Origin of the sequence: Kangiella aquimarina DSM 16071 (assembly GCF_000374105.1) — a bacterium.
GTDB classification, from domain to species: domain Bacteria; phylum Pseudomonadota; class Gammaproteobacteria; order Enterobacterales; family Kangiellaceae; genus Kangiella; species Kangiella aquimarina.
The window spans coordinates 725,312-746,882 of the sequence record NZ_KB893650.1 but is presented as its reverse complement, the minus strand read 5'-3'; the positions used below and the strand labels follow the sequence as shown (position 1 = coordinate 746,882).

At 44.4% G+C, this 21,571-nt stretch carries 19 protein-coding genes; 13 read left to right on the top strand and 6 right to left on the bottom strand.

Translation table 11 applies throughout. From position 1 onward, the window contains the following. The first annotated feature begins 1 nt into the window (after position 1). Genes ubiB through B158_RS0103680 form a run of 6 tightly spaced genes read left to right on the top strand, consistent with a single transcriptional unit; the run spans position 2 to position 3,931 of the window. Positions 2 to 1,648: a ubiquinone biosynthesis regulatory protein kinase UbiB gene (gene ubiB / locus B158_RS0103705; RefSeq protein WP_018624007.1), complete on the top strand. Its 1,647-nt coding sequence runs from the start codon at positions 2 to 4 to the stop codon at positions 1,646 to 1,648. Positions 1,649 to 1,683: 35 nt separating this feature from the next. Then, the gene (locus tag B158_RS0103700) at positions 1,684 to 2,022 is read left to right on the top strand and encodes a histidine triad nucleotide-binding protein (RefSeq protein WP_018624006.1); all 339 of its coding nucleotides are present in this window, start codon (positions 1,684 to 1,686) and stop codon (positions 2,020 to 2,022) included. Between the two features lie 23 nt (positions 2,023 to 2,045). Next, the gene (tatA, locus tag B158_RS0103695) at positions 2,046 to 2,288 is read left to right on the top strand and encodes a twin-arginine translocase TatA/TatE family subunit (protein ID WP_018624005.1); all 243 of its coding nucleotides are present in this window, start codon (positions 2,046 to 2,048) and stop codon (positions 2,286 to 2,288) included. A 20-nt stretch (positions 2,289 to 2,308) separates the two neighbouring features. Continuing rightward, on the top strand, positions 2,309 to 2,683 hold the full coding sequence (gene tatB, locus B158_RS0103690) for a Sec-independent protein translocase protein TatB (protein WP_018624004.1): 375 nt from the start codon (positions 2,309 to 2,311) through the stop codon (positions 2,681 to 2,683). Beyond that, the gene (gene tatC / locus B158_RS0103685; protein WP_018624003.1) at positions 2,683 to 3,459 is read left to right on the top strand and encodes a twin-arginine translocase subunit TatC; all 777 of its coding nucleotides are present in this window, start codon (positions 2,683 to 2,685) and stop codon (positions 3,457 to 3,459) included. The genes tatB and tatC overlap by 1 nt, the downstream gene beginning before the upstream one ends. A gap of 10 nt (positions 3,460 to 3,469) precedes the next feature. Further along, complete coding sequence (locus B158_RS0103680) at positions 3,470 to 3,931, top strand: DUF4442 domain-containing protein (protein WP_018624002.1); 462 nt, start codon at positions 3,470 to 3,472, stop codon at positions 3,929 to 3,931. A gap of 46 nt (positions 3,932 to 3,977) precedes the next feature. Here B158_RS0103680 and B158_RS0103675 read toward each other — a convergent pair whose 3' ends face one another. Beyond that, positions 3,978 to 5,348, bottom strand: a complete 1,371-nt coding sequence (locus B158_RS0103675; protein ID WP_018624001.1) for a M24 family metallopeptidase — start codon at positions 5,346 to 5,348, stop codon at positions 3,978 to 3,980. A gap of 241 nt (positions 5,349 to 5,589) precedes the next feature. On the opposite strand from B158_RS0103675, the gene B158_RS13215 reads away from it, so the two are divergent. Genes B158_RS13215 through B158_RS0103655 form a run of 4 tightly spaced genes read left to right on the top strand, consistent with a single transcriptional unit; the run spans position 5,590 to position 11,917 of the window. Next, positions 5,590 to 6,162 carry a TetR/AcrR family transcriptional regulator gene (locus B158_RS13215; RefSeq protein WP_018624000.1) on the top strand — a complete coding sequence of 191 codons (573 nt, stop codon included), beginning with the start codon at positions 5,590 to 5,592 and terminating at the stop codon, positions 6,160 to 6,162. Between the two features lie 39 nt (positions 6,163 to 6,201). Beyond that, positions 6,202 to 7,362, top strand: a complete 1,161-nt coding sequence (locus B158_RS0103665; RefSeq protein WP_033413969.1) for an efflux RND transporter periplasmic adaptor subunit — start codon at positions 6,202 to 6,204, stop codon at positions 7,360 to 7,362. A gap of 3 nt (positions 7,363 to 7,365) precedes the next feature. Then, entirely contained in the window at positions 7,366 to 10,524 is a 3,159-nt protein-coding gene (locus tag B158_RS0103660; RefSeq protein ID WP_018623998.1) for a multidrug efflux RND transporter permease subunit, read from the top strand. Then, the gene (locus B158_RS0103655) at positions 10,514 to 11,917 is read left to right on the top strand and encodes an efflux transporter outer membrane subunit (protein WP_228127057.1); all 1,404 of its coding nucleotides are present in this window, start codon (positions 10,514 to 10,516) and stop codon (positions 11,915 to 11,917) included. Before B158_RS0103660 ends, B158_RS0103655 begins: the two co-directional genes overlap by 11 nt. Positions 11,918 to 11,997: 80 nt before the next feature. Here the strand turns inward: B158_RS0103655 and B158_RS0103650 are convergent, their stop codons facing one another. Further along, positions 11,998 to 13,044, bottom strand: a complete 1,047-nt coding sequence (locus B158_RS0103650) for an AI-2E family transporter (protein WP_018623996.1) — start codon at positions 13,042 to 13,044, stop codon at positions 11,998 to 12,000. 88 nt (positions 13,045 to 13,132) lie between these two features. Here B158_RS0103650 and B158_RS0103645 point away from each other — a divergent pair, with 88 nt between their 5' ends. From B158_RS0103645 to B158_RS0103635, 3 genes are read left to right on the top strand one after another with little or no spacing between them, the layout of a single operon-like run. After that, positions 13,133 to 13,936, top strand: coding sequence for a TatD family hydrolase (locus B158_RS0103645; protein WP_018623995.1), 804 nt, complete (start codon positions 13,133 to 13,135; stop codon positions 13,934 to 13,936). A 26-nt stretch (positions 13,937 to 13,962) separates the two neighbouring features. Beyond that, complete coding sequence (locus B158_RS0103640) at positions 13,963 to 15,840, top strand: MFS transporter (RefSeq protein ID WP_018623994.1); 1,878 nt, start codon at positions 13,963 to 13,965, stop codon at positions 15,838 to 15,840. A 15-nt stretch (positions 15,841 to 15,855) separates the two neighbouring features. Then, complete coding sequence (locus B158_RS0103635) at positions 15,856 to 16,416, top strand: SRPBCC family protein (protein WP_018623993.1); 561 nt, start codon at positions 15,856 to 15,858, stop codon at positions 16,414 to 16,416. On the opposite strand, the gene dtd is transcribed toward B158_RS0103635, so the two are convergent. From dtd to B158_RS0103615, 4 genes are all read right to left on the bottom strand, one after another. Then, on the bottom strand, positions 16,413 to 16,850 hold the full coding sequence (dtd, locus tag B158_RS0103630) for a D-aminoacyl-tRNA deacylase (RefSeq protein WP_018623992.1): 438 nt from the start codon (positions 16,848 to 16,850) through the stop codon (positions 16,413 to 16,415). The two genes, B158_RS0103635 and dtd, sit on opposite strands and share 4 nt — an antisense overlap. Before the next feature lie 6 nt (positions 16,851 to 16,856). After that, on the bottom strand, positions 16,857 to 17,225 hold the full coding sequence (locus B158_RS0103625) for a hypothetical protein (protein ID WP_018623991.1): 369 nt from the start codon (positions 17,223 to 17,225) through the stop codon (positions 16,857 to 16,859). A gap of 195 nt (positions 17,226 to 17,420) precedes the next feature. Continuing rightward, positions 17,421 to 19,244 (bottom strand): translational GTPase TypA, encoded by a 1,824-nt coding sequence (typA, locus tag B158_RS0103620; protein WP_026309220.1) that lies wholly within the window; start codon positions 19,242 to 19,244, stop codon positions 17,421 to 17,423. Positions 19,245 to 19,416: 172 nt separating this feature from the next. Further along, positions 19,417 to 21,555, bottom strand: coding sequence for a sensor domain-containing diguanylate cyclase (locus B158_RS0103615; RefSeq protein ID WP_018623989.1), 2,139 nt, complete (start codon positions 21,553 to 21,555; stop codon positions 19,417 to 19,419). Between the last annotated feature and the right edge of the window lie 16 nt (positions 21,556 to 21,571).

The following is a 21,571-nucleotide window of genomic DNA, read 5'->3' as shown; positions in this document are numbered from 1 at the left end:
CATGAACGCCATTAGACAATTACACCATGCGCTCAAAATAAATCGCACACTGGTTCACTATGGCTTGGACGAATTTCTTGCTCCAACTCCTCTGGCCCGCTTCAGACCTCTGGCTAAACTCTTCTCTTTGAGCTTACGCCGTAAAGCTAAAGATAAATCACGAGGTGAACGTTTAAGGCTTGCCTTAACTGAACTTGGCCCCATTTACGTCAAACTCGGACAAATGCTTTCTACTCGTCGCGACCTTGTCCCACCTGACATAGCAGACGAACTGGCAAAACTGCAAGATCAGGTTCCTCCCTTCGATTCTAACATTGCTCGCTCAATTGTTGAGAAGCAGCTGGCTACAGCAATAGATGATGTATTTTCCAACTTCAATGATACGCCGCTGGCTTCTGCTTCAATCGCTCAGGTCCATGAAGCCACATTAAACAGTGGCGAAGAAGTGGTGGTAAAAATTCTACGTCCAGGAATTCGTCAAAAGATCATGCGTGACATGCAGATGATGCATTCCATGGCACGCTGGGCTGAAAAGTATTCCAGCGAAGCACGTCGCTTGCGAGCTATCGAAGTGGTTAAGGAATATGACAGCACCTTGGCGCGAGAAATCGATTTAAGAATTGAAGCAGCTAATACTTCACACTTACGCCACAATTTTGAAAACTCAGACTTACTCTATGTGCCTAAAATTTACTGGGATTACACCCGAGTAAAAATGCTGGTCATGGAAAAAATCTCAGGCATACCTATTGGTAACATTGAGGCTCTGCGTACCAGCGGGGTTGATATGAAAGCTTTGGCTGATCGTGGAGTAGAGATTTTCTTCACTCAGGTATTCCGCGACAGTTTTTTCCATGCGGATATGCATCCCGGCAACATTTTTGTTAATGTCAGCAACCCCGGTGCTCCCCAATACATTGCCATTGACTGCGGTATTATGGGCACTCTTGATGAAAACGATAAGCGCTATCTGGCCGACAATTTTCTGGCATTCTTTGATCGTAATTACAGACGCATTGCTGAGCTACACGTTGAATCGGGCTGGATTGATGCGGATGTTTCCATCCCTGAGTTTGAATCTGCTATCCGTGCCGCATGCGAACCTATTTTTGGCAAGTCATTGGCGGAGATTTCATTTGGTCATTTCTTGATTCAACTATTTCAAACTGCACGCCGCTTTAATATGCAGGTTCAACCACAGTTGGTTCTTCTGCAAAAAACTCTGCTTTACATTGAGGGCCTGGGTCGTCAGCTCTATCCACAACTTGATTTATGGCAGACCGCACAACCTTACCTAAAGCAGTGGGTACGCGAGCAGATTGGCCCTAAAGCCATGTTCGAAGACATTAAACGTCAATTCCCAGACTGGCTGAACAAAGCACCTAAGCTCCCAGGACTGTTGTTTGATAACCTGCACAGGGTTGGTCATTCACTTAATCAGTTCGAGCAACTTAAAAGCCAGTTCACAGAGCTTGAAAGACACAAGCTTCAGCAACAATATGCACTTAAGCACGCATTTATTGGCGGCTCCCTGGCAATATTAAGTGGTATTAGCTATCTTGCGGTACCTACAGACTGGTGGCCGGCTGCTATTTTAGGAGCAGGTGCTGGCTGGTTCCTGATTAAAAGTCTCTGGCCAACTAAATAACTGGCCGCTTTTCAATTGCAACTCAAGGAGAAGTTATGAGCGACTGTATTTTTTGCAAAATTATTGCTGGAGACATTCCAAGCGATAAAGTTTACGAAGACGATAAAATTCTGGTTTTTAAGGATATTGCTCCTAAAGCTCCGACCCATCTGCTAATGATTCCTAAGCAGCACATAGCAAGTTTAGCGGAAGTCACAGAGCAGGATGCCGACATCATGGGATATATGATGACTAAAGTTCCGCAACTTGCCAAAGAGGCAGGGCTTAGCAATGGATTCAGAACGATCATAAATACAGGTGATGATGGCGGTCAGGAAGTGTATCATATTCATATTCACATCGTAGGTGGCGGTGGTCGGCTGCCATTTGCATAAGCATTAACGCTTGAGGTAAAAGCATGAAACCTGGTATTTGGGAATTACTCATACTCTTAGTTATTATTTTGTTGTTATTTGGCACAAAAAAATTGCGCAATGCCGGTGGCGACATTGGCTCAGCCTTCAAGAACTTCAAAAAAGCAGTTAAAGACGACGATAAGCAGGTCGAAGACAAGTCTAAAGATGCTGACTTTGATAGCACTGAACAAAGCCAAAAACAAAAGTCAGAGCAAAGCTCTGAAGCAACAGACTCAAAAAAATAGTCATCCTTTCTTAAGTTACTATGCCTTTTGATATTGGTTTCTTCGAACTATTGCTGATCGTGGTTATAGCCCTGGTGGTACTGGGGCCCGAGCGACTGCCCAAAGCCATGCATACTGTTGGTCGTTGGATCGGCAAAGCCAAGCGTGGCTTTAGCCAATTTAATCAACAGGTCACGCGTGAGCTGGAGCTTGAAGAAATGAAGAAGCGGATTGCCGAACATGAGAAAATGATCATGGAGCAGGCTGAAGCCGATGAAGAACTCAAACGGCTGCGAGAAGAAGCCCAGGCTACCATTGCCAAAGCAGAACAGGCCTTAAAGCAAAGCGAACAGGCTTTAGCCAATGAGCAAGACAAACTTCAATCATCCACTGCTAGTCCAGACAAGTCTTCCTGATGAGCCAAGATTCGGAACAACCACTGATAGCGCACCTGCTGGAACTTCGTAATCGCCTGTTACGGATTGTCCTGGTGATTGTCTGTATTTTCGTTGGGCTGGCTTTTGTAGCCAATGAGCTTTATCTGTGGCTGGCAAAGCCATTGATTGAGCAATTACCCATAGGCTCCAGCTTAATAGCTACCGATGTCACCTCGCCATTATTTGCGCCATTTAAACTGGCATTTGTAGCGGCTTTTTTTATTGCTATGCCTTATGTTCTACATCAAGTCTGGATGTTTATTTCACCAGGTCTTTATCAACATGAAAAGCGCTTCGCCATCCCATTACTGTTATCCAGCATCATTCTCTTCTATGCCGGCATCGCTTTTGCCTACTATCTGATATTCCCGATTATATTTGGATTTCTCTCAGGGATCGGACCTGAAGGCATCAACTATTTACCCGATATCAACAGCGTTCTTTCCATTGCACTCAAGCTATTCTTTGCCTTTGGCTTAGCGTTTGAAATTCCAATTGCTACCATGCTGTTGATTTGGTCAGGAATGATCAGTCATCGCTCCCTCAGTGACAAAAGACCTTACATCGTCGTTGCTATATTTATCTTTGCCATGCTACTGACGCCACCTGATGTGATTTCACAGGTACTGCTCGGTATCCCAATGTGGATTCTATTTGAGCTGGGCCTCATCTTTGCTAGAGTTTATGCTCCTAAAGCTGCTGAGTCGGCGGCACAGAATGACGAGCAGCAAACTGCCGACGATTCCAACGTCTAAACAGGTTCTTATGAAGCAGTTAACCGCCAAAAGACTCAAATTAGTGATGAATCTCTGGCCTCCATTCTGGGGCTCAGGTATCAGGGTTCTGGAACTCGATGAAAACTGGCAATACGCTAAAATCAGGCTACGCAAATATTGGTTCAACCGTAATTATGTCAATACTCACTACGGTGGTGCGCTATTTTCGATGACCGACCCATTCTATATGCTACTGCTGTTGCATAAACTTGGGCGCGACTATGTAGTATGGGATAAAAAAGCAGAAATTAAATTCATCAAGCCTGGTCGCAAAGATGTCTATGCTGAATTCAAACTCAGCGAACAGGACCTGCTGGACATTAACCTGCAATTAAAGGATCAGGATGTTATTGAACCTGTTTTCGAAGTCGATATTCACGATGAAGATGGCCAGCTGATTGCCAAGGTCTGGAAAACTATCCATATTGCTAGAAAAGAATCTACCAAATAAAAAGCCGACTCTTCTTCAGTCGGCTTTTTCAATTAAGGGTCAGTAACTAACGAATAAAATGCCACTCAGTCTGTCTGCCAGCGAGATAGATGACCCTCTCGCCATCAAACAGGGCTGACTGCTCAAGCATGATTTGTATTAGCTGGTTATCCCACTCCGGTAACTTCACTTTAACATTACCTTCAATGGCATACGCAGTGTTGGGATACAGTTTTCGATCGCCTTTAACTGGTGTTGGCCCCTGGTTATCCCACATGCCTATGGTCGGCCCTACCGCATGTCCTACAAACCCAAGAGGATGTGTATAGGTACTGGAATTGAGTTTTTGCTTTTTAGCGGCAACCTGAGTGGCTTTCAGAATCTCATTACCGGTGCGGCCCGTTTTATATTGCGAAGTAAGAATATCCTGCCATTGATTGCCCTTTGCCAATGCTTCTTTTAAACCTTTGGGCACCTCATATTCTCCAAAGCGAGCGACATAGCCCATTTCCTGTGTGTCGGTACACAGCTTCAAATAACACAAGCCCACATCAGTATGGATAATATCACCAGGCATTATGACGCGATCACTTCTGCCGAAAAAGGGTGATTCAGGATCATTGGTATCACCCTTACGCTGTACCGTCACATAAGGCTGAAACCAGGGTTTAACACCCAGCTCTTCAAATCGCTCACGGATATACCAGGCAATATCTTTATCGGTTGTCACACCCGGCGTAATCACCTTTGAGGAGAAAGCTTCCGCAATCACGCCACGGGCAATTGCCACAATCTGCGGATAAACCTCTTTTTCTGGTTTGGTTCGTGTTTCGAACCAGCGTACAACCAATTCTTCAGAGCTTACCACTCTTTTTTGCAGCTCTTCCGGCAGGTGACTCATTAAAGTTGAATAAAGGCCCTGCGATAAACCATCTGCAACCGCCCATTCTTCACTGACATTAATGCCAATTTTCTGTGGGTCATAATCTTTAATGATCTCAACCAGTCGCTGCCATTGCTGCTGATCGGTACCACCCTGCCAGCGGCTTTCATAAAATCCGGCTATCGGATAACGGCTGACACTAAAGCGCTCGACTCCCTCTTCATTTCTGACAAACACCAGCAGAGTTGTTCGTCGCGCTGCGAAGGTCGGCTCGGGAACCAGCGTATAAAAAAGTGCATCCTCGCCATATTCGCGATTGATGACCAGCCACATATCCAGCTCTGACTCAGCCATCAACTCCGGTAACAGAACGTCCAATCGGTGCTTTAAGATCCGGTTTATCGGCTCAGCTCTGTCACGATGCGCCAATACCTGAGGCACCTTAATGTCATTCACGCCCTGCTCAGAGTTTTTCGCCTGAGCGCTGTTGCTGATAGCCAATATCAGTAGTACCCAGGCACCAAATCCAACTATCAATCGTAAAACCATTGTCATGCTTTTCCCCTAAAGTGATTTCACCTACTCATACAGAATCGGATAACCGTACCATAATGTGGCTCTGTCACAGGAGCTTTTTATTTATGTAATTCAGCGTCTAAGACACCAAGTAGTTACCTTGAAAAGGTATTGAGAGCGCAAATTAATAATTTTTTACATTTGTTTTTTGGTTCAGACCTTGTTTCCAGTTGCTTTGATCACGTAAAATGAATGAACATTCATTTCAAAAAATACCTCTATGTCCAAAAGAGCCCAAATTCTTGAGGCAGGGATTCGTTTATTTGTTGAACGAGGCCTGCAGGGCACCTCCATGTCGCTTCTGGCCAAGGAAGCCAATGTCGCGACTGGCAGTGTCTACAACTACTTTGAAAGTAAAGAGCAGCTGATTAATGAAATCTTTTTGTATGTAAAACAAAAGGAAGCTGATTTTTTACTTGAGAATCACAAGCCCGATAGCAGTTACGAAGAGGCCATCAAGGCTCTTCTACGGGCCGGTATCCGGTTTATGCTGGATAATTGCCTGTATTTTCGCTTCAGTCACCTGTATGGCTTCTCTTCAGCAATAGAAGATCAGACTCGTGAAAAGTTACATATCGTGTTTGAGCCTTTTATTAAGCTCTACCAGGACGCCAAAGCAGCTGGAGTTTTAAAAAATATACGAATCCCCGACGTAAACATTCAGATTTACGGCGGTTTCAGTTATTTCATCCATTGGCAGTTTGTCAATCACAACACCGTGGATGAGCAACTGATTGAGGAAATGATTGAATTTGCCTGGGATGCAATCAAAAGTCCCACCAATACTCTTTAGGATTACTTTATGAACCAGAACCTTATTAAGAAGAGTTTTATGAAAAAGAATCTCATGACGACCCATACACTCTTAAAAAGCACACTATTGGGTTTGTTTGCTTCAACCCTGACATTAAGCAGCTTTGCTGCCGAACAGGGTGAGCAACCCGTACCTGTTGAAGTCAGCACTGTTTCTGAAGGTATCACTACCTTTACACAGGATTTACCTGGTCGAGTTAATGCCATTCGTACAGCGGAAGTTCGTGCCCGTGTCGATGGTATTCTTGAGAAAAGAGTCTTCACCGAAGGCGACATGGTGAAGCAGGGTGACGTGCTGTTTCAAATTGACAAGCGTCAGTTACAGGCCGATGTACAAGCAGAACGTGCTAATCTCAATGATGCCATAGCCCAGCAAAAGCTGAATCAGCAAACGCTGGAACGCTATACCACCCTGCTTGAACTGGGAGCCGTCAGTCAGCAGGAGTTTGATACGTTTGCAGCGCAGAATGAACAGGCCAAGGCTCGTGTCGAACTGGCCAAATCTAACCTTAGAAATGCGCAAATCCAACTTGAGTACGCAACCGTAACGGCACCAATATCAGGTCGCATCGGTCGTGCTATGGTCACCGAAGGCGCGCTTGTTCGAGCTGCAGAATCAACTCACCTGGCCACCATTGAGCAGTTGGATAAAGTTTATGTTGATTTCACTCGCTCAAGTTCAGAAATGATGCAGTTGCGCAAACTATTCGAATCCGGTCAAAGTTCTAACGCCAGCTCATCCACCGTGCAGATTTTCTATAATGACGGCACTCAATACCCTGGTTCTGGCAATCTTGAATTTTCCAGCTGGTCAGTTGAACCCGATACTGGCTCGGTTCAATTAAGAGCTATTGTTGATAATCCAGACCATTTATTGCTGCCAGGTATGTTTGTCCGGGTCAAGCTGCCGGTGGGTGAATCTGACAGCCTGCTTCAGGTTCCCCAGAAAGCAGTGACCATGTCAGCCAATGGTGCAACCGTAAAGTTAATTAAAGATGGTAAGTTGGCAGTTCAGCCAGTTGAATTAGGACCAATGGTAGGCCCAAACTGGGTGGTCAAAAGCGGACTGCAACGCGGTGACCAGGTTATTGTAAGTAACACCCAATTTCTACAACCGGGAACTCCTGTCACAGCAATGAACCAGCCTTCTGGCAATGCCCAGAATCAGACTCAGGAGTAATTCATGGCTCAGTTTTTTATTAACCGTCCCATTTTTGCCTGGGTTATTGCGTTACTTATTTTGCTTGGCGGTACACTGGCGATCCAGCAGTTGCCCGTTATGTCATACCCGGACATTTCACCACCGCAAATTTCGGTAACCGCATCCTATCCGGGAGCTTCGGCGCAAGTCATTGAGGACACGGTCACGACCATCATCGAAGAAGAGATGAATGGTATCGAAGGTCTGAAATACATTCGCTCTGAAAGTTCCCGAACCGGTACCGGCACCATCAACCTGACGTTTGATACGGGCACCGATATTGACATCGCCGGAGTTGAGGTTCAGAACCGGCTTAAGCGGGTGGAGGCTCGTTTACCCTCCTCCGTGCGCACTCAGGGTGTTGCGGTGGACAAGGCACGTCGCGACTTCCTGATGGTTGTTTCGCTCTATTCACCGAATGGTACTTTCAACAGCACCGACCTTGGTGACTATCTGGATCGCGCGATTTTAAGTGACATTCGCCGTATTGATGGCGTAGGCAGTGCTCAGCAATTTGGCTCACGTTACGCCATGCGTGTGTGGCTCGATCCGAAACAGATGGCCGCCTACGGCATAACGCCTGCGGAAGTGAATGCTGCGGTCAGTAGTCAAAATGCACAGCTGGCAACCGGTGAGCTGGGCTCTCTCCCTTCACCCGGCAATCAACAGATTAATGCCACAGTTCTGGTGCCAGCACAATTATCAACGGTGGAAGAATTCGGTGATATTATTCTACGCTCTTCCTCCCAGGGCGCAGTAGTTCGTCTCAAAGATGTGGCGACTATAGAACGCGGAGCTAACAGTTATGGTTCACAGGCATTTTTAAGTGGCCAGGATGCCGCAGCCTTTGCTATTAAATTAAGTAATACTGGTAACGCTCTGGATACAGCGGAAGCCGTTAAAGCAAAAATGGAGGAGCTGGAGCAGTTCTTCCCAGACGACATGGCCTGGGTTGTCCCTTTCGATGCTTCGATATTCGTTGATGAATCGATCAGTGAAGTAGTCAAAACGCTGCTTGAAGCTGTGGTACTGGTTACCGTGGTCATGTTCTTGTTCCTGCAAAGCTGGCGCGCCACATTAATTCCCTTAATCGTGGTACCGATCTCATTGATCGGGGCAGGCATCGGTCTACAGCTGTTTGGTTTCTCGATTAACATGCTGACCATGTTCGCGATGGTTCTGGCAATTGGTATTGTGGTCGATGACGCCATTATCGTGGTCGAAAACGTCAAGCGAGTCATGGACGAAGAAGGCCTCAAACCTTATCCAGCAACCAAAAAAGCCATGAAGCAAATCTCTGGCGCCATTATTGGTACCACTGCGGTGCTTATTGCGGTATTTATTCCTATGGCCTTTTTCTCTGGCTCAGTGGGACGCATCTATCAGCAGTTCTCATTAACCATTGTTATCTCGGTGGCCATCTCTGCATTTCTGTCGTTATCATTAAGCCCCGCCATTGCCCAGGGCTTATTGAAACTTGAAAAGCGTGATGCCGAAGGTAATAAGGCGAAAAAGGAAATGGCCTTTTTCCGCTGGTTCAATCGAGGTTTTGAATCCTTTAAAAACTTCTACATGAACTCAGTGCAGAAAATGTTTAGCAAAAAAGGGATGCTGATAACCATGTCAGTGTTTGTACTGCTATGTGGTTATGTCGTGGCACGCTTTATATACATGCCAACTGCCTTTGTACCATCAGAAGACCAAGGCTTTATCGTTTCCACAACCCTATTACCACCGGGCGCCACTCGCGAACGGACACTGGAATTAACCGAGAAAACTGATGCCTGGTATCTAGAGCAGCCTGAAGTAGTTCGTGTAATTACCGTTGCGGGTTTCAGTTTTTTTGGCAGCGGCCAGAATACTGCCATTACTTTCGTTAACTTCAAACCGTGGAGTGAACGGGAAGGCATGCGCAATGCAGATGAATTTGCAGCTGCGGCCAGTGCTGAATTCCAGAAGTTCTCAGAAGGCAACACCTTTGCTTTTAACATGCCGCCAATTCCGGGGCTAGGTAACAGTAGCGGTTTTGACTTCCAGTTACAGAACCGTGGCACAGGCGGTCAGGATGCTCTGTTTGCAGCTGCATTCCAGATTATTGGTAAAGCACAACAGACAGGTAAATTTGCCGAAGTTCGCCCAGATACGTTACCAGCAGCACCGATGCTGACACTGGAAGTGGATCGGGTTAAGGCGCGAGCCATGGGTATTGATATCCCGACGCTAAATAGCACGTTACAGATCGCGCTAGGCTCATCTTACGTCAATGACTATATTGATAATGGTAAAGTGCGTCAGGTCTGGGTGCAGGCAGATGCACAAACACGCTCTACCACTGAAGAAATCATGAGTCTGCAAATTCGTAACCAGCAAGGTGATTTGGTCAACCTGTCGGAAATTGCTACCGCATCCTGGGGTGAAGCACCCGCCAAGCTGACTCGCTACAATGGCTTGCCATCCTTACCACTAACCGGCTCGGGTGCAGAGGGCGTTAGTTCCGGTGTAGTTATGGATCTCATGGAACAGTTCGCCGCAGAACTGCCACCAGGCATCGCCTACGAATGGTCAGGGCAATCGTTGGAGGAGAAAGTAGCCGGCAACCAGACAGCTCTACTTTTCGCTCTCTCCTTCCTGGTGGTGTTTCTAGTGCTGGCAGCACTTTATGAAAGCTGGTCCGTACCGATGGCCGTTGTACTAATGGTGCCACTGGGCATACTAGGTTGTATCATCGGGATGGATATACGTGGCATGCCGAACGATATTTATTTTAAAGTTGGTTTGATCACCATCATCGGTCTCTCGGCAAAAAATGCTATCTTGATTGTAGAGTTTGCTCGTGAAGCACAATCCGATGGCAAGTCGCCATTAGAAGCAGTGATTGAAGCCTGCAAGATTCGTTTACGTCCAATCTTAATGACTTCGCTGGCTTTTATCATGGGTGTTCTGCCAATGGCATTGGCTAGCGGTGCAGGCTCTGCCAGCCGTCAGGCAATTGGTACAGGGGTGGTCAGCGGTATGTTTGCCGCAGCAGTTTTCTCAATTTTCTTCGTTCCAGTATTCTACTTATTGGTACGCAAGATTTTCCCACGAAAACTAAAGCATTATGAAATGGCGGCCAGAGGAATGGAGATTAATGATGATTAAAAGAAGTTTAACGCCTTTAGCGGCACTATTCGTATTATCGGGCTGCCTGTCCATGGCACCTGATAATGAGCGCCCTGAATTACCTGTAGCTGATAACCTGTCAATTTCTGAACAGCAGTCTCAGGCTGCCGAGCAGGTCGTTTTACGTGAGTGGCAAAGCTTCTTTACCGACGACAATGCCAAGGCACTGATTAACCAGGCATTGGAGCATAACCGTGATTTACGTATAGCAACTGCGCGGGTAGCGGAGGTTAAAGGACGTTATCAGATTCAATGGGAAGAGTTTGTGCCGGGGTTCCGTGGAGAAGTTAGTCAAACTCGTGGTAGAGATTTATCAACCTTTACCGGTGGCAGCGTCATGTTCAACCGTTACGATGCATCGGTCGGACTCGTTTCTTATGAGCTGGATTTATTTGGCCGTATTCGTTCCTTGAGCGACGCTGCTTTAAATCAGTTCTATGCTACCGAGCAGGCACAGCGCTTCGTGAAAATTTCAGTCATCGCCGAAACTGCCAACGCCTACTATTCCTGGTTGTCAGCAAAGGAAAACCTAAACCTTGCACAGCAAACATTTGATAGTCGTCAGGAAAGTCTGGATCTGATACAAAAGCGCAAAGATAACGGTATCGCCAGCGACCTGGATTTGGCACAGGCGCAGGCAGCGCTGGCTCAGGTTTCAGCACGAAAGTCGCAACTTGAACGTCTGTATGCTGTTTCGAAAACCAATCTTGAGCTTTTGATTGGCACGCCACTCAGCCAGGTATCATTAAGCGACAAGCATCAGATGCCAGAGATGATGAGTCTGGAATTGCCAGATAACATTAGTTCGAATGTACTACTCAATCGTCCTGATGTATTAGCTGCCGAGCACCAGCTGTATGCCGCCAACGGCAATATCGGTGCTGCGCGCGCGGCTTACTTCCCCAGCTTGCGGTTAACCGGTGACTTTGGCTTTGCCAGCACCGAATTTGATAACTTGTTTGATGGCGACTCAGAAACCTGGACCTTTATGCCTTCAATTTCTGTACCCATTTTCGGTAATGCATTGAACGCTCAGCTTGATGTTGCCAAAGCCCAGAAAGAGCAGATGGTCGCCAGTTATGAGCAAACCATTCAACAGGCCTTCGCTGAAGTGTATCAATTGATGGTCAATCGCAAGAGTTACGAAGACGAGCTTAATGCCAATCTTGATCTGGTTAAAGCACAAAAGCGTCGACTCTACCTGGCTGAAGCCAAGTACAAAGCAGGCCTTGCCAGTTATCTTGAAGTTCTGAGTGCGCAGCAGGATCTATTTGCTGCTGAGCAGGCTAAGCTGGAAAGTGAGCGTGCTCGATTGGCTAATACAGTAACTCTGTATAAGGCGTTGGGTGGCGGCGATTCTGCCTATCAGTAAACAGATAATTGCTAAACCTGTAATAAGAAAACGCCCGAAATCACTCGGGCGTTTTCTTATTGGTTTAGTTGCTGTGAAATTTACTTATCGCCCAGCATAATACCAATCCACTGAGTTTCCTTGTTAGCATCAAGGAAGATTTTGACGATGATTGTCAATGGCACTGAAAGCAACATGCCAACCGGCCCCAGTACCCAGCCCCAGAATAACAATGAAAGGAAGACCACCAGAGTAGAAAGTCCCAGGCCCTTACCCATAAATTTTGGCTCTACGATATTACCAATCACAAAGTTAACCGCCAGGTAGCCTGCTGCTGCAAGCAGTGGCGTGGTAAGACTATCTGAAGTCAACCAGGCCAGCAGGACTGCTGGAATAGCGGCAATGATCGAGCCAATGTTAGGAATGAAGTTAAACATGAAAGCAATCAGCCCCCACAAGAACGGATACTCCACCCCTATTAACCACAACCACAAACTGATGATGGCACCAGTTAATAGGCTCACCACAGACTTAATGGATGCATACTGCTTAATCTTGGTAATCACCTCACCCAGACCAAGATGGGCTTTACTTTCAACGTCAGGGAAAGCACGACGCATTTTATCGCCAAAAATACTGGCTTCCATCAGCAGGAAGATAGAAGTCAGGATTATCAGGAAAGTATTGCTTAATACACTACCAAGCCCATTCAGGATTGATGCCGATAAATTCATCATGACACCGGGAGAGAAACGCTCTGCTAATGGTGTTTGTGGGACTTCAATACCGTGCCCTCCTAGCCAGAGCACAAGCCCTTCGAACTTTGCCCGTAACATCATTTCATAGCGCGGTAGATTACTGGAAAACTGTTCTACTGAATTACCGACCAGTGTTCCGATCATAAAAAAGAATAAGCTCATAATGACCACCACTAAAATAATGGCCAGCCAATCGGGCATATCTTTTTTGATTACCGGTAATTTTGCGTTTGCAAAGAAAAAGTAAAGCGGCCCCAAAATTATGGCCACAAATAATGACAAGATCACAGGTACCACAAAGCTACTGGCGGACTTTAATCCCGCAATAATTAAAAAAGTTGCGGCAATGGCAACCAGCGCGTTTGTGACTCTCGGTGTTTCTGCAGACATGATATTCCCTTTTTTGTTATCTCTTTGATTTAAAGCTGTTTTAGTTTATAACATCTTACAAGACTTTTTCTAATGCCAATCAGGTTTTATGGCGCAGAGCGCAAATATACAGCTTATTGATATCGGGGTTAATCTAACCAGTAATCGTTTTGACAAGGATCGGGAGCAGATCCTTGATCGAGCTCATGACACAGGGGTAGAGTCTATCATCATTACTGGTACCAATGCCCGGGAGAGCGAACAGGCATTAGCTATGGCTGAACGCTATGATTGCTATAGTACCGCAGGTTGCCATCCGCATGACGCTGAGCGTTTGACAGCTAGTGATTTTAAGCTGATTCAATCGCTTCACTCGCAAGACAGAGTAGTCGCCATTGGCGAGTGCGGACTTGATTTCAACCGTAATTTTTCTACTCCAGACAGTCAGATCAGAGTTTTGCATCAGCACTTAGAACTGGCCTGCGAACTGCAAAAGCCTTTATTTCTACATGAACGTGACGCCAGCGACACCATGTTGGAATTATTACTTCAATATAAACAGCAGCTCCCACCTGCCGTCATTCATTGCTTCACAGGCTCTCAGGATGCTCTTGAGCACTATTTAGAGCTAGGCTTATATATCGGCATCACAGGCTGGATATGCGACGAGAGGCGCGGACAGGAGCTTGCAGACATGGTTCACCTGATACCTGATGATAGATTAATGATTGAAACAGATGCGCCCTGGCTGACACCAAGAGATTTACGACCGAAACCGAAAGATGGCCGCAACGAACCCATGTTTCTGCCGCATGTGGCACAAAAGGTAGCGGACTGTCGACAGCAATCATTAGAGCATGTTGCCGAAATAACCCATAAAAATGCACAAACTTTTTTCAATCTGCCAAACTAGAACAGGATCAAGAAGAGGGATAATAAGTGGCCAACCAGTTTTCATTATTTAAAAAGCGATTCTTTTCATCCTACTTTGTCACTCAAGCGCTGGGGGCGCTAAATGATAATGTGTATAAAAGCGCTTTATTAATATTTATTGCTTACCAGGCTTCTGCAGAGCTTAATTTAAATTCAGATATGCTGAATAATATTGCTGCCGGACTGTTTATTCTTCCCTTCTTTCTGTTCTCAGCCACTGCCGGTCAGATCGCTGAAAAGTTCGAAAAATCCGCATTAATACGAAAAATTAAACTACTAGAAATCACTATTATGATTTGCGCAGTAATCGGATTCTATTTGAATAATATCTGGTTCCTGCTATTGGTTTTATTCTTAATGGGCTTCCAGTCCAGTTTATTTGGTCCAATTAAATACAGTATTTTGCCGCAACACCTTGATGATAGCGAGTTACTCGGCGGTAACGGCTTGGTTGAGATGGGCACATTCCTGTCCATTATTATTGGTACAGTTATCGGTGGCGTTCTTATAGGACGTGGTGATATCGGAGTGCAAATCTTATCAGGTCTGTTATTGGCTATTTCAATAACTGGTTACTTGGCCAGCCGCAGAATACCCGAAACACCTTCGACTCAATCCGATTTAAAAATTAACTGGAACCCCATTACACAGACCTGGAAAACCTTTAAATTCGCCCGTCAGCAGAAAGTCGTTTTCCTATCCATTCTAGGTGTTTCCTGGTTCTGGTTTTATGGCGCAGTTTTTCTTACTCAGATACCAAACTTCACTAAAGTCAGTTTAAACGGAAATGATCTCGTAGCAACAATGATCCTTGCGACATTCTCAGTGGGGATCGGTTTAGGCTCAGTGCTTTGTGAGTTCTTATCAGGCAGAAAAGTCGAACTGGGACTTGTGCCATTTGGCGCTATCGGTATGACCTGGTTTGCTATTGATATTTTTCTGGCAAACCCGAACAGCAGTTTCACAGGCGCTTTATCTCCAACAGAATACTTGAGTCAAGATGGAGCTATTCGAACTCTGATTAATTGTGCTTTTGTTGGTATCTTTGGCGGATTTTATATTGTGCCTTTATACGCATTGATTCAGGAACGCTGTGAACGCTCGCACCTGTCGCGCGTAATTGCTGGTAATAATATTCTTAATGCTCTTTTTATGGTAGTTGCCGCAGTGCTTGGCGCGGTGCTACTTGGTAATGGCATGACCATTCCACAGTTCTTCCTGCTGGTAGCCATTATGAATGCTCTGGTAGCCATCTATATTTTCACCTTGGTTCCTGAGTTTTTGATGCGCTTCCTGGTCTGGATTCTGATCCATACCGTTTATCGGGTTAGGAAGAAAGGATTAGATAATATTCCGGACGAAGGTGCACAGGTGCTGGTCTGCAATCATGTGAGCTATGTCGACGCTTTAATTATTGCAGGCAGTATTCGTCGTCCGGTACGCTTCGTCATGTACCACAAAATTTTTAAAATCCCCGTTCTCAGCTTTATCTTTAGAACGGCAAAGGCGATCCCAATTGCTGGCGCCAATGAAGACAAAGAACTGCTCAACAAGGCCATGTACCAAATTGCTGAAGCTCTTGAGAATGGTGAAGTGGTTTGTATCTTCCCGGAAGGTAAACTGACAACAGATGGTGAAATGAATGCCTTCAAATCTGGTATCGAGAGAATCATTGAAACAACTCCCGTACCCGTTATCCCCATGGCGCTACAAGGCCTCTGGCAAAGCCTGTTCAGTCGTAAGAAAGTCAATAAAATTATTGACCGTTTAAAACGAATTCGAACCAAGGTAACATTAATCGTTGGCGAGCCAATTCCTCACCAAGATGTAACGAAAGAGCATTTACAGGAAGTCGTGACTGAGCTTCGCGACAATAAGCCGTAACAGGATAAGTGCATTATGAAAGTTTTAAAGTATGGTTTTATTTTTATCGGCACTCTATTTATGGTGCTGGTTGCTATTGGCATTTTCAAAAGAAACTTCGAAAGCAATTCGAGTGTAACCATTGACGCTCCTGTCGAGCAGGTTTTTGCGGTTTATAATAATCCGCTGTTACTGAATCATTGGATAGCTGAATTCCACTCCATTGAAAACGTCAGCGGTTCATTAAATGAGGTTGGTAGCCAATGGCAAATGAATTACCAATCTGCTGAAGGCACTCCAATTACAATGCAGCATACCCTGACCTCCTATACTGCAAATCAGCAGGTGGGTTATGACTACTCCAATGAATGGCTAACTGGAACAACTCAGGTGATCTTTGAAGGCAGTGACAATAAATCAACTATCGTGACAATGAACCAGCAATATTCAGGGAAAGGTATTGTACAGAATGCTATTTTGTTTTTGATTCAAGGAAGTATTGAAGAGGTGAATCAATCCAATTTAGAACAGCTCAAGAAGCTCATTGAATCAACTCAGCCTGACAAGCTTGAAGATGATGACGAGATCGTTCTTTAAACTTTTAATTGAAATGTAACCGGTCCATCATTAATCAGGTGGACTTTCATGTCAGCTCCAAATTGACCAGACTCGACGTTATCATAATGTGATCTAGCCTGCTCTACCACATATTCAAACAGCTCTTTACCCACTTGTGGAGGGGCTGCAGAAGAGAAGCTTGGTCGTAAACCACTTTGTGTATCAGCAGCAAGAGTAAACTGCGGCACAAGCAACAATCCACCGTTCACATCCTGTAAAGACAGATTCATCTTATCCTGCTCGTCGCTGAATACTCGGTACTTTAATATCCGTTGTAATAATTTATCAGCAACCGCTTCGTCATCATTTTTTTCAACACCAAGCAAAACCATTAGCCCTTGATCAATTTCACCAATAGTTTTGCCTTCTACGATCACTTTTGATTCCAACACACGCTGTAACAATGCAATCATCAATTATTACTCGTCGTTGTCTTCTTCTTGATTGCTTTGATCTTCATAAATCATTTCGTCATCATCGACACGCTCTATAATCACAGTTCCATCCTGCCCCGGACGTTCTTCAAGATTCATGTCTTCTTTAACCGTTGCATAGGCAAGCTGAATACATTTGGATTGCGAATCAGCAGTAAACTCCTTACCACTCATGCACTTGTCAAACTCATACTGCAAAGCTTCCTTAACAGTTGAGTCAATCATCTGAGCACGATCCGGTGGTCCACCAAACAAACTGCTTAAGGCTTTTGCGGCATCCACGCCCTGAGAAGTCGTGCATGCTGAAAGCGCAGTGATTGTAGTGCAAAGTGCTGCGAGTTTAATCTGATTCATAAAAGGCCTTTTTGTAATTTATTGCTTATATGATTGGTATCTATGCAATTGGTTGCAATTAATTTTAGCGATTACAAAAAAGTGTAACGATTTTATTAATTTATTGCTAACCGATTCGCCTGATTTAATATATTTAAGGCAAAAAAAAGCCGCTAACTGCTAAACAGATAACGGCTTTTTAAAGCTCTTATAGACTTAAGATGCTTTAGGCGGACGACTTGCGCGTTTACGATCCGTTTCAGTAAGATGTTTTTTACGTAAACGTATACTGTTTGGCGTTACTTCGACCAGCTCATCATCATTGATAAATTCTAAAGCTTGCTCCAGAGTCAACTTAACAGGCGGTGTTAGAACCTGAGCTTCGTCAGTACCAGATGCACGAACGTTAGTTAGCTGCTTGCCTTTCAGGCAGTTAACCGTGAGGTCATTTGAGCGGCTATGAATACCAACGATTTGCCCTTCATACACTTCATCACCGTGCTTGGCAAACAGACGACCACGCTCTTGCAGGTTAAACAAGGCGTTAGTCAGTGCTTTACCGGTCATGTTGGCAATTAACACACCACTGGCTCTTTGACCAATGTCGCCACCTTTATGCAGACCATAATGGTCAAAAGTGTGGTACATCAGACCAGAACCGGAGGTAAGCGTCATAAACTCAGTCTGGAAACCAATCAAGCCACGGCTTGGCATCATGAAGTCCAAACGAACACGGCCTTTACCATCAGGAGACATATTGGTTAACTCCGCTTTACGCGTACCCATGCGCTCCATGACACTGCCTTGATGTTGCTCTTCAACGTCAATGGTCACTGTCTCGAATGGCTCTTGTAGCTTACCATCAATAGTTTTAAGAATTACTTCCGGGCGCGAAACTGCAATCTCAAATCCTTCGCGACGCATATTCTCGATTAAGATACCTAGGTGTAATTCACCACGTCCAGAAACTCTGAACTTATCTGGGTCATCAGTCTCTTCAACACGCAAAGCTACGTTATGCACAAGCTCCTGATGCAAACGCTCAAGAATATTACGCGAAGTAACGTATTTACCTTCTTTACCAGCGAAAGGAGACGTGTTGACCTGGAAGGTCATGGTTACTGTTGGCTCATCAACTGACAATGGTGGCAAAGCTTCTACAGCATTTTGATCGCAGATGGTGTCTGAAATCTTTAATTCACCCAATCCGGTGATCGCAATAATGTCACCAGCATCAGCAGAGTCAACTTCATGGCGGTCGAGACCCAGATAACCTAATACCTGACCAACTTTACCATTACGCTTGCTTCCATCTGCGCTGACAATTGTGACCTGTTGATTTGGCTTAACAGAACCGCGTTTTACTCGACCGACTCCAATAACACCTACATAAGAGTTATAGTCCAGCTGAGAGATCTGCATCTGGAATCCGCCTTCAGCATTTGCAGGTGGTGGCGCAACATTGTTGACGATAGCTTCAAACAATGGCTGCATATTCTCACCAACCGTGTCCGGATCGCGGCTAGCCCAGCCATTCAAAGCAGAAGCGTAAACCACTTCAAAATCGAGCTGCTCGTCGGTAGCGCCTAAGTTATCAAACAAGTCAAATACCTGATCCATAACCCAGTCAGGACGCGCACCAGGCTTATCAATTTTGTTGATAACCAGAATTGGTTTCAGGCCTTGCGCAAAAGCTTTTTGTGTCACAAAACGAGTCTGAGGCATAGGGCCTTCAGCCGCATCGACCAACAGTAGAACAGAGTCAACCATCGACATAACACGCTCAACTTCACCACCGAAATCTGCGTGCCCAGGGGTATCTACGATATTGATGCGGTAATCATTCCACTTGATAGCAGTATTTTTTGCCAAAATAGTAATGCCACGCTCTTTCTCAAGATCGTTTGAATCCATTACACGCTCTTGTGGGCCAGCGCGTTCGCCCAAGGTGCCCGATTGCTCCAACAGCTTGTCAACTAAGGTTGTTTTGCCGTGGTCAACGTGGGCAATAATCGCAATATTGCGTAACTTATCGATCATAAATTTCTCAAAGGTGAAAAAATGGCGCATATTCTATACTAGATAGCGCCATTCGCACAGAAAATAGTCAATTTAATTTTGGTGTGGTAAGAGTAAGAAAGTTTATCTATAGATATCAGTTAGATAGGAAGCTTCTCAATTAACTCAATTAGGCTCAGAAGACTATCAGCCTCTATTGACTATCACAGGTAATACGATTTCTACCGTTATTCTTGCTTTGATATAACAGTTCATCGGCTTTTGAAACCAGATGATGATATCCAATATTAAAATCGTTCTCCAGGCTGTAGACGCCAATACTGATGGTCAGTTTGACGAAATTGCCATTAGCGGGAACTTTCTGCCCAGCAATTTTCTTTCTAAATTCCTCAAGCATTCTACAATGTTTATCGATGTTTCCCCCAGACAGGAAAACAACAAATTCTTCCCCGCCATAGCGGGCAACAAAATCTGTTTCCCTTTGGAAATGTTCTTTTAACTCCTTGGCTATCATAACCAGGCAGTCATCACCGACAGTATGTCCCCAGGTATCATTCACTGCTTTAAAGTGATCGACATCTAGAATGGCAAATGTTATCGGTGTTTTGTTACGGCAACTCAACTTGAAAATTTCATACACAGACTTCTCAAAACCACGTCGGTTAAATATTTTGGTTAAGTCATCTTCAATGCTCATTTTTTTAAGCTGATCATTCATCTTCATCAACTCAGCTGTTTTTATTTCAACTTCTCTTTTCAAACTTTCCTGATATTCAAGCGTGAGATACTGAGCCTCTTTAAGCTGCTCTCTGACTGACTCGATTTCAAGGCTGGTTTGGATATTACTAGCAGAATCCTGAATAGGTCTGTGAGCGGCAAAGTTTCTAACCAGGTTCTCAAGTGGCTTAGTTATTTGTTTTGAAAAGCGTCGGGTAACAGCAAGTGACAGAACAGCAATGAAAAGCAATATAATGGTCAAGCGTAAAAAGTTATGACCGTAAGAGCCTATCAGTATAGAAGGCTCAGCCAAAGCAACAACCCGCCAACCATAATCTGTTGTATCGGCATGGTATAGGTACTGCTCACCTTTCAACTCGAAAATTGGCATCCTATTGGTGAAGGTAGGCGTTATATCGACTATTTCAAAGTGATCCAACGCATTTAAATCAAGTTCCGGAGAAGAATAAATAATATTTTTATTTTGGTCCTTGATGATTATATGACCATCAGAATCAGGCATACTTTCTTCTATATTCTCAAACTTTGGAATATTTAATGAACCTTCTACTATGCCCAAAAACTTTTTATTTTCATCCAGGATTGGAACACTAATTGCAACTATGGGATCATCACCGAACCCTCGGCCTCGAAAAACTTCAGAAACATATCCTCTTAACTCCGCCTTAGGGACTTTGAAGTAATCCCTGTCTACAATTCTTCTTTTTTCTTCTGGTGCGGATTTAATATTGTTATAAAATTCTGCCGGTGAACCGCTTATGATCAATCCTGATTGGTTTGCTATAAGCATTGTTATAAAACCGCTATATATCTTATTCCACTTATTGAGCAAAACGTCCCTTTCATCGTCTGTAAAATCATCTTCAAGAACAACCGCCTCGAGACTTCTTAGAGATTTTAAATGGTAATCAACATAATTTGTCAGGTAACTTATGTAATACTCAGTACGTGTTTTCAGAACATTTTCCATTTGTTTTTCAGTATTATCTGCCGCTGAATCTGACAAGAACAGAGATATAATCAAAGCTGGTAATGAAATACTATTCAATGACAACTCAAACACTCTATCTGACAACTTTGGAACTTCAGGTTCCACAGCTGCCGAAAACCATCTCAAGGGTATAAAAGGCTTTAAGAGTGCAACGATTGATACAATCAGGACCCCATTAACAGCCTGCTTTAGTAAAATTACCTGCATAAAGTCAACAGATGTCACGTCATAAATATATTTAATGGTTAAATATGTAATAGGTATTCCCAGCATCACCCAGAAAACGGCATCAGCTAGTAATAACAATACACCTTTTCTGAGAAGAGTATTTAAAATGATAATTTCAAGAATGGCCGATATAAAAAATACATAATTTCCAGTCTCATATACAAGACCTGCGGTTGTTATTATGGATGCTAATATTGCAGGATATAAACCTCGGGTTATTAAGCAGCTAATAACAAATACTTCGCCAAGGTGAAGACTAAGATTTCCATATAATGGGATGATAAACCAGAGGTTGGTTATTAAACCAAGTATCCCATACACTCCCCCTAACAAAAGAGCTTTTTCACTAATTGTTTTTGACACTGCCTGTTTCAATGATTATTCCTTAGTT

Excerpts from the sequence above, each read along its gene's own strand:
- ubiB (WP_018624007.1), top strand. The coding sequence starts at position 2 with ATGAACGCCATTAGACAATTACACCATGCGCTCAAAATAAATCGCACA.
- tatC (WP_018624003.1), top strand. The coding sequence starts at position 2,683 with ATGAGCCAAGATTCGGAACAACCACTGATAGCGCACCTGCTGGAACTT.
- B158_RS0103660 (WP_018623998.1), top strand. The coding sequence starts at position 7,366 with ATGGCTCAGTTTTTTATTAACCGTCCCATTTTTGCCTGGGTTATTGCG.
- B158_RS0103625 (WP_018623991.1), bottom strand. The coding sequence starts at position 17,225 with ATGAATCAGATTAAACTCGCAGCACTTTGCACTACAATCACTGCGCTT.
- B158_RS0103700 (WP_018624006.1), top strand. The coding sequence starts at position 1,684 with ATGAGCGACTGTATTTTTTGCAAAATTATTGCTGGAGACATTCCAAGC.
- B158_RS0103665 (WP_033413969.1), top strand. The coding sequence starts at position 6,202 with ATGAAAAAGAATCTCATGACGACCCATACACTCTTAAAAAGCACACTA.
- tatA (WP_018624005.1), top strand. The coding sequence starts at position 2,046 with ATGAAACCTGGTATTTGGGAATTACTCATACTCTTAGTTATTATTTTG.
- B158_RS0103635 (WP_018623993.1), top strand. The coding sequence starts at position 15,856 with ATGAAAGTTTTAAAGTATGGTTTTATTTTTATCGGCACTCTATTTATG.
- B158_RS0103680 (WP_018624002.1), top strand. The coding sequence starts at position 3,470 with ATGAAGCAGTTAACCGCCAAAAGACTCAAATTAGTGATGAATCTCTGG.
- B158_RS0103655 (WP_228127057.1), top strand. The coding sequence starts at position 10,514 with ATGATGATTAAAAGAAGTTTAACGCCTTTAGCGGCACTATTCGTATTA.
- tatB (WP_018624004.1), top strand. The coding sequence starts at position 2,309 with ATGCCTTTTGATATTGGTTTCTTCGAACTATTGCTGATCGTGGTTATA.
- dtd (WP_018623992.1), bottom strand. The coding sequence starts at position 16,850 with ATGATTGCATTGTTACAGCGTGTGTTGGAATCAAAAGTGATCGTAGAA.
- B158_RS13215 (WP_018624000.1), top strand. The coding sequence starts at position 5,590 with ATGTCCAAAAGAGCCCAAATTCTTGAGGCAGGGATTCGTTTATTTGTT.
- B158_RS0103675 (WP_018624001.1), bottom strand. The coding sequence starts at position 5,348 with ATGACAATGGTTTTACGATTGATAGTTGGATTTGGTGCCTGGGTACTA.
- B158_RS0103650 (WP_018623996.1), bottom strand. The coding sequence starts at position 13,044 with ATGTCTGCAGAAACACCGAGAGTCACAAACGCGCTGGTTGCCATTGCC.
- typA (WP_026309220.1), bottom strand. The coding sequence starts at position 19,244 with ATGATCGATAAGTTACGCAATATTGCGATTATTGCCCACGTTGACCAC.
- B158_RS0103645 (WP_018623995.1), top strand. The coding sequence starts at position 13,133 with ATGGCGCAGAGCGCAAATATACAGCTTATTGATATCGGGGTTAATCTA.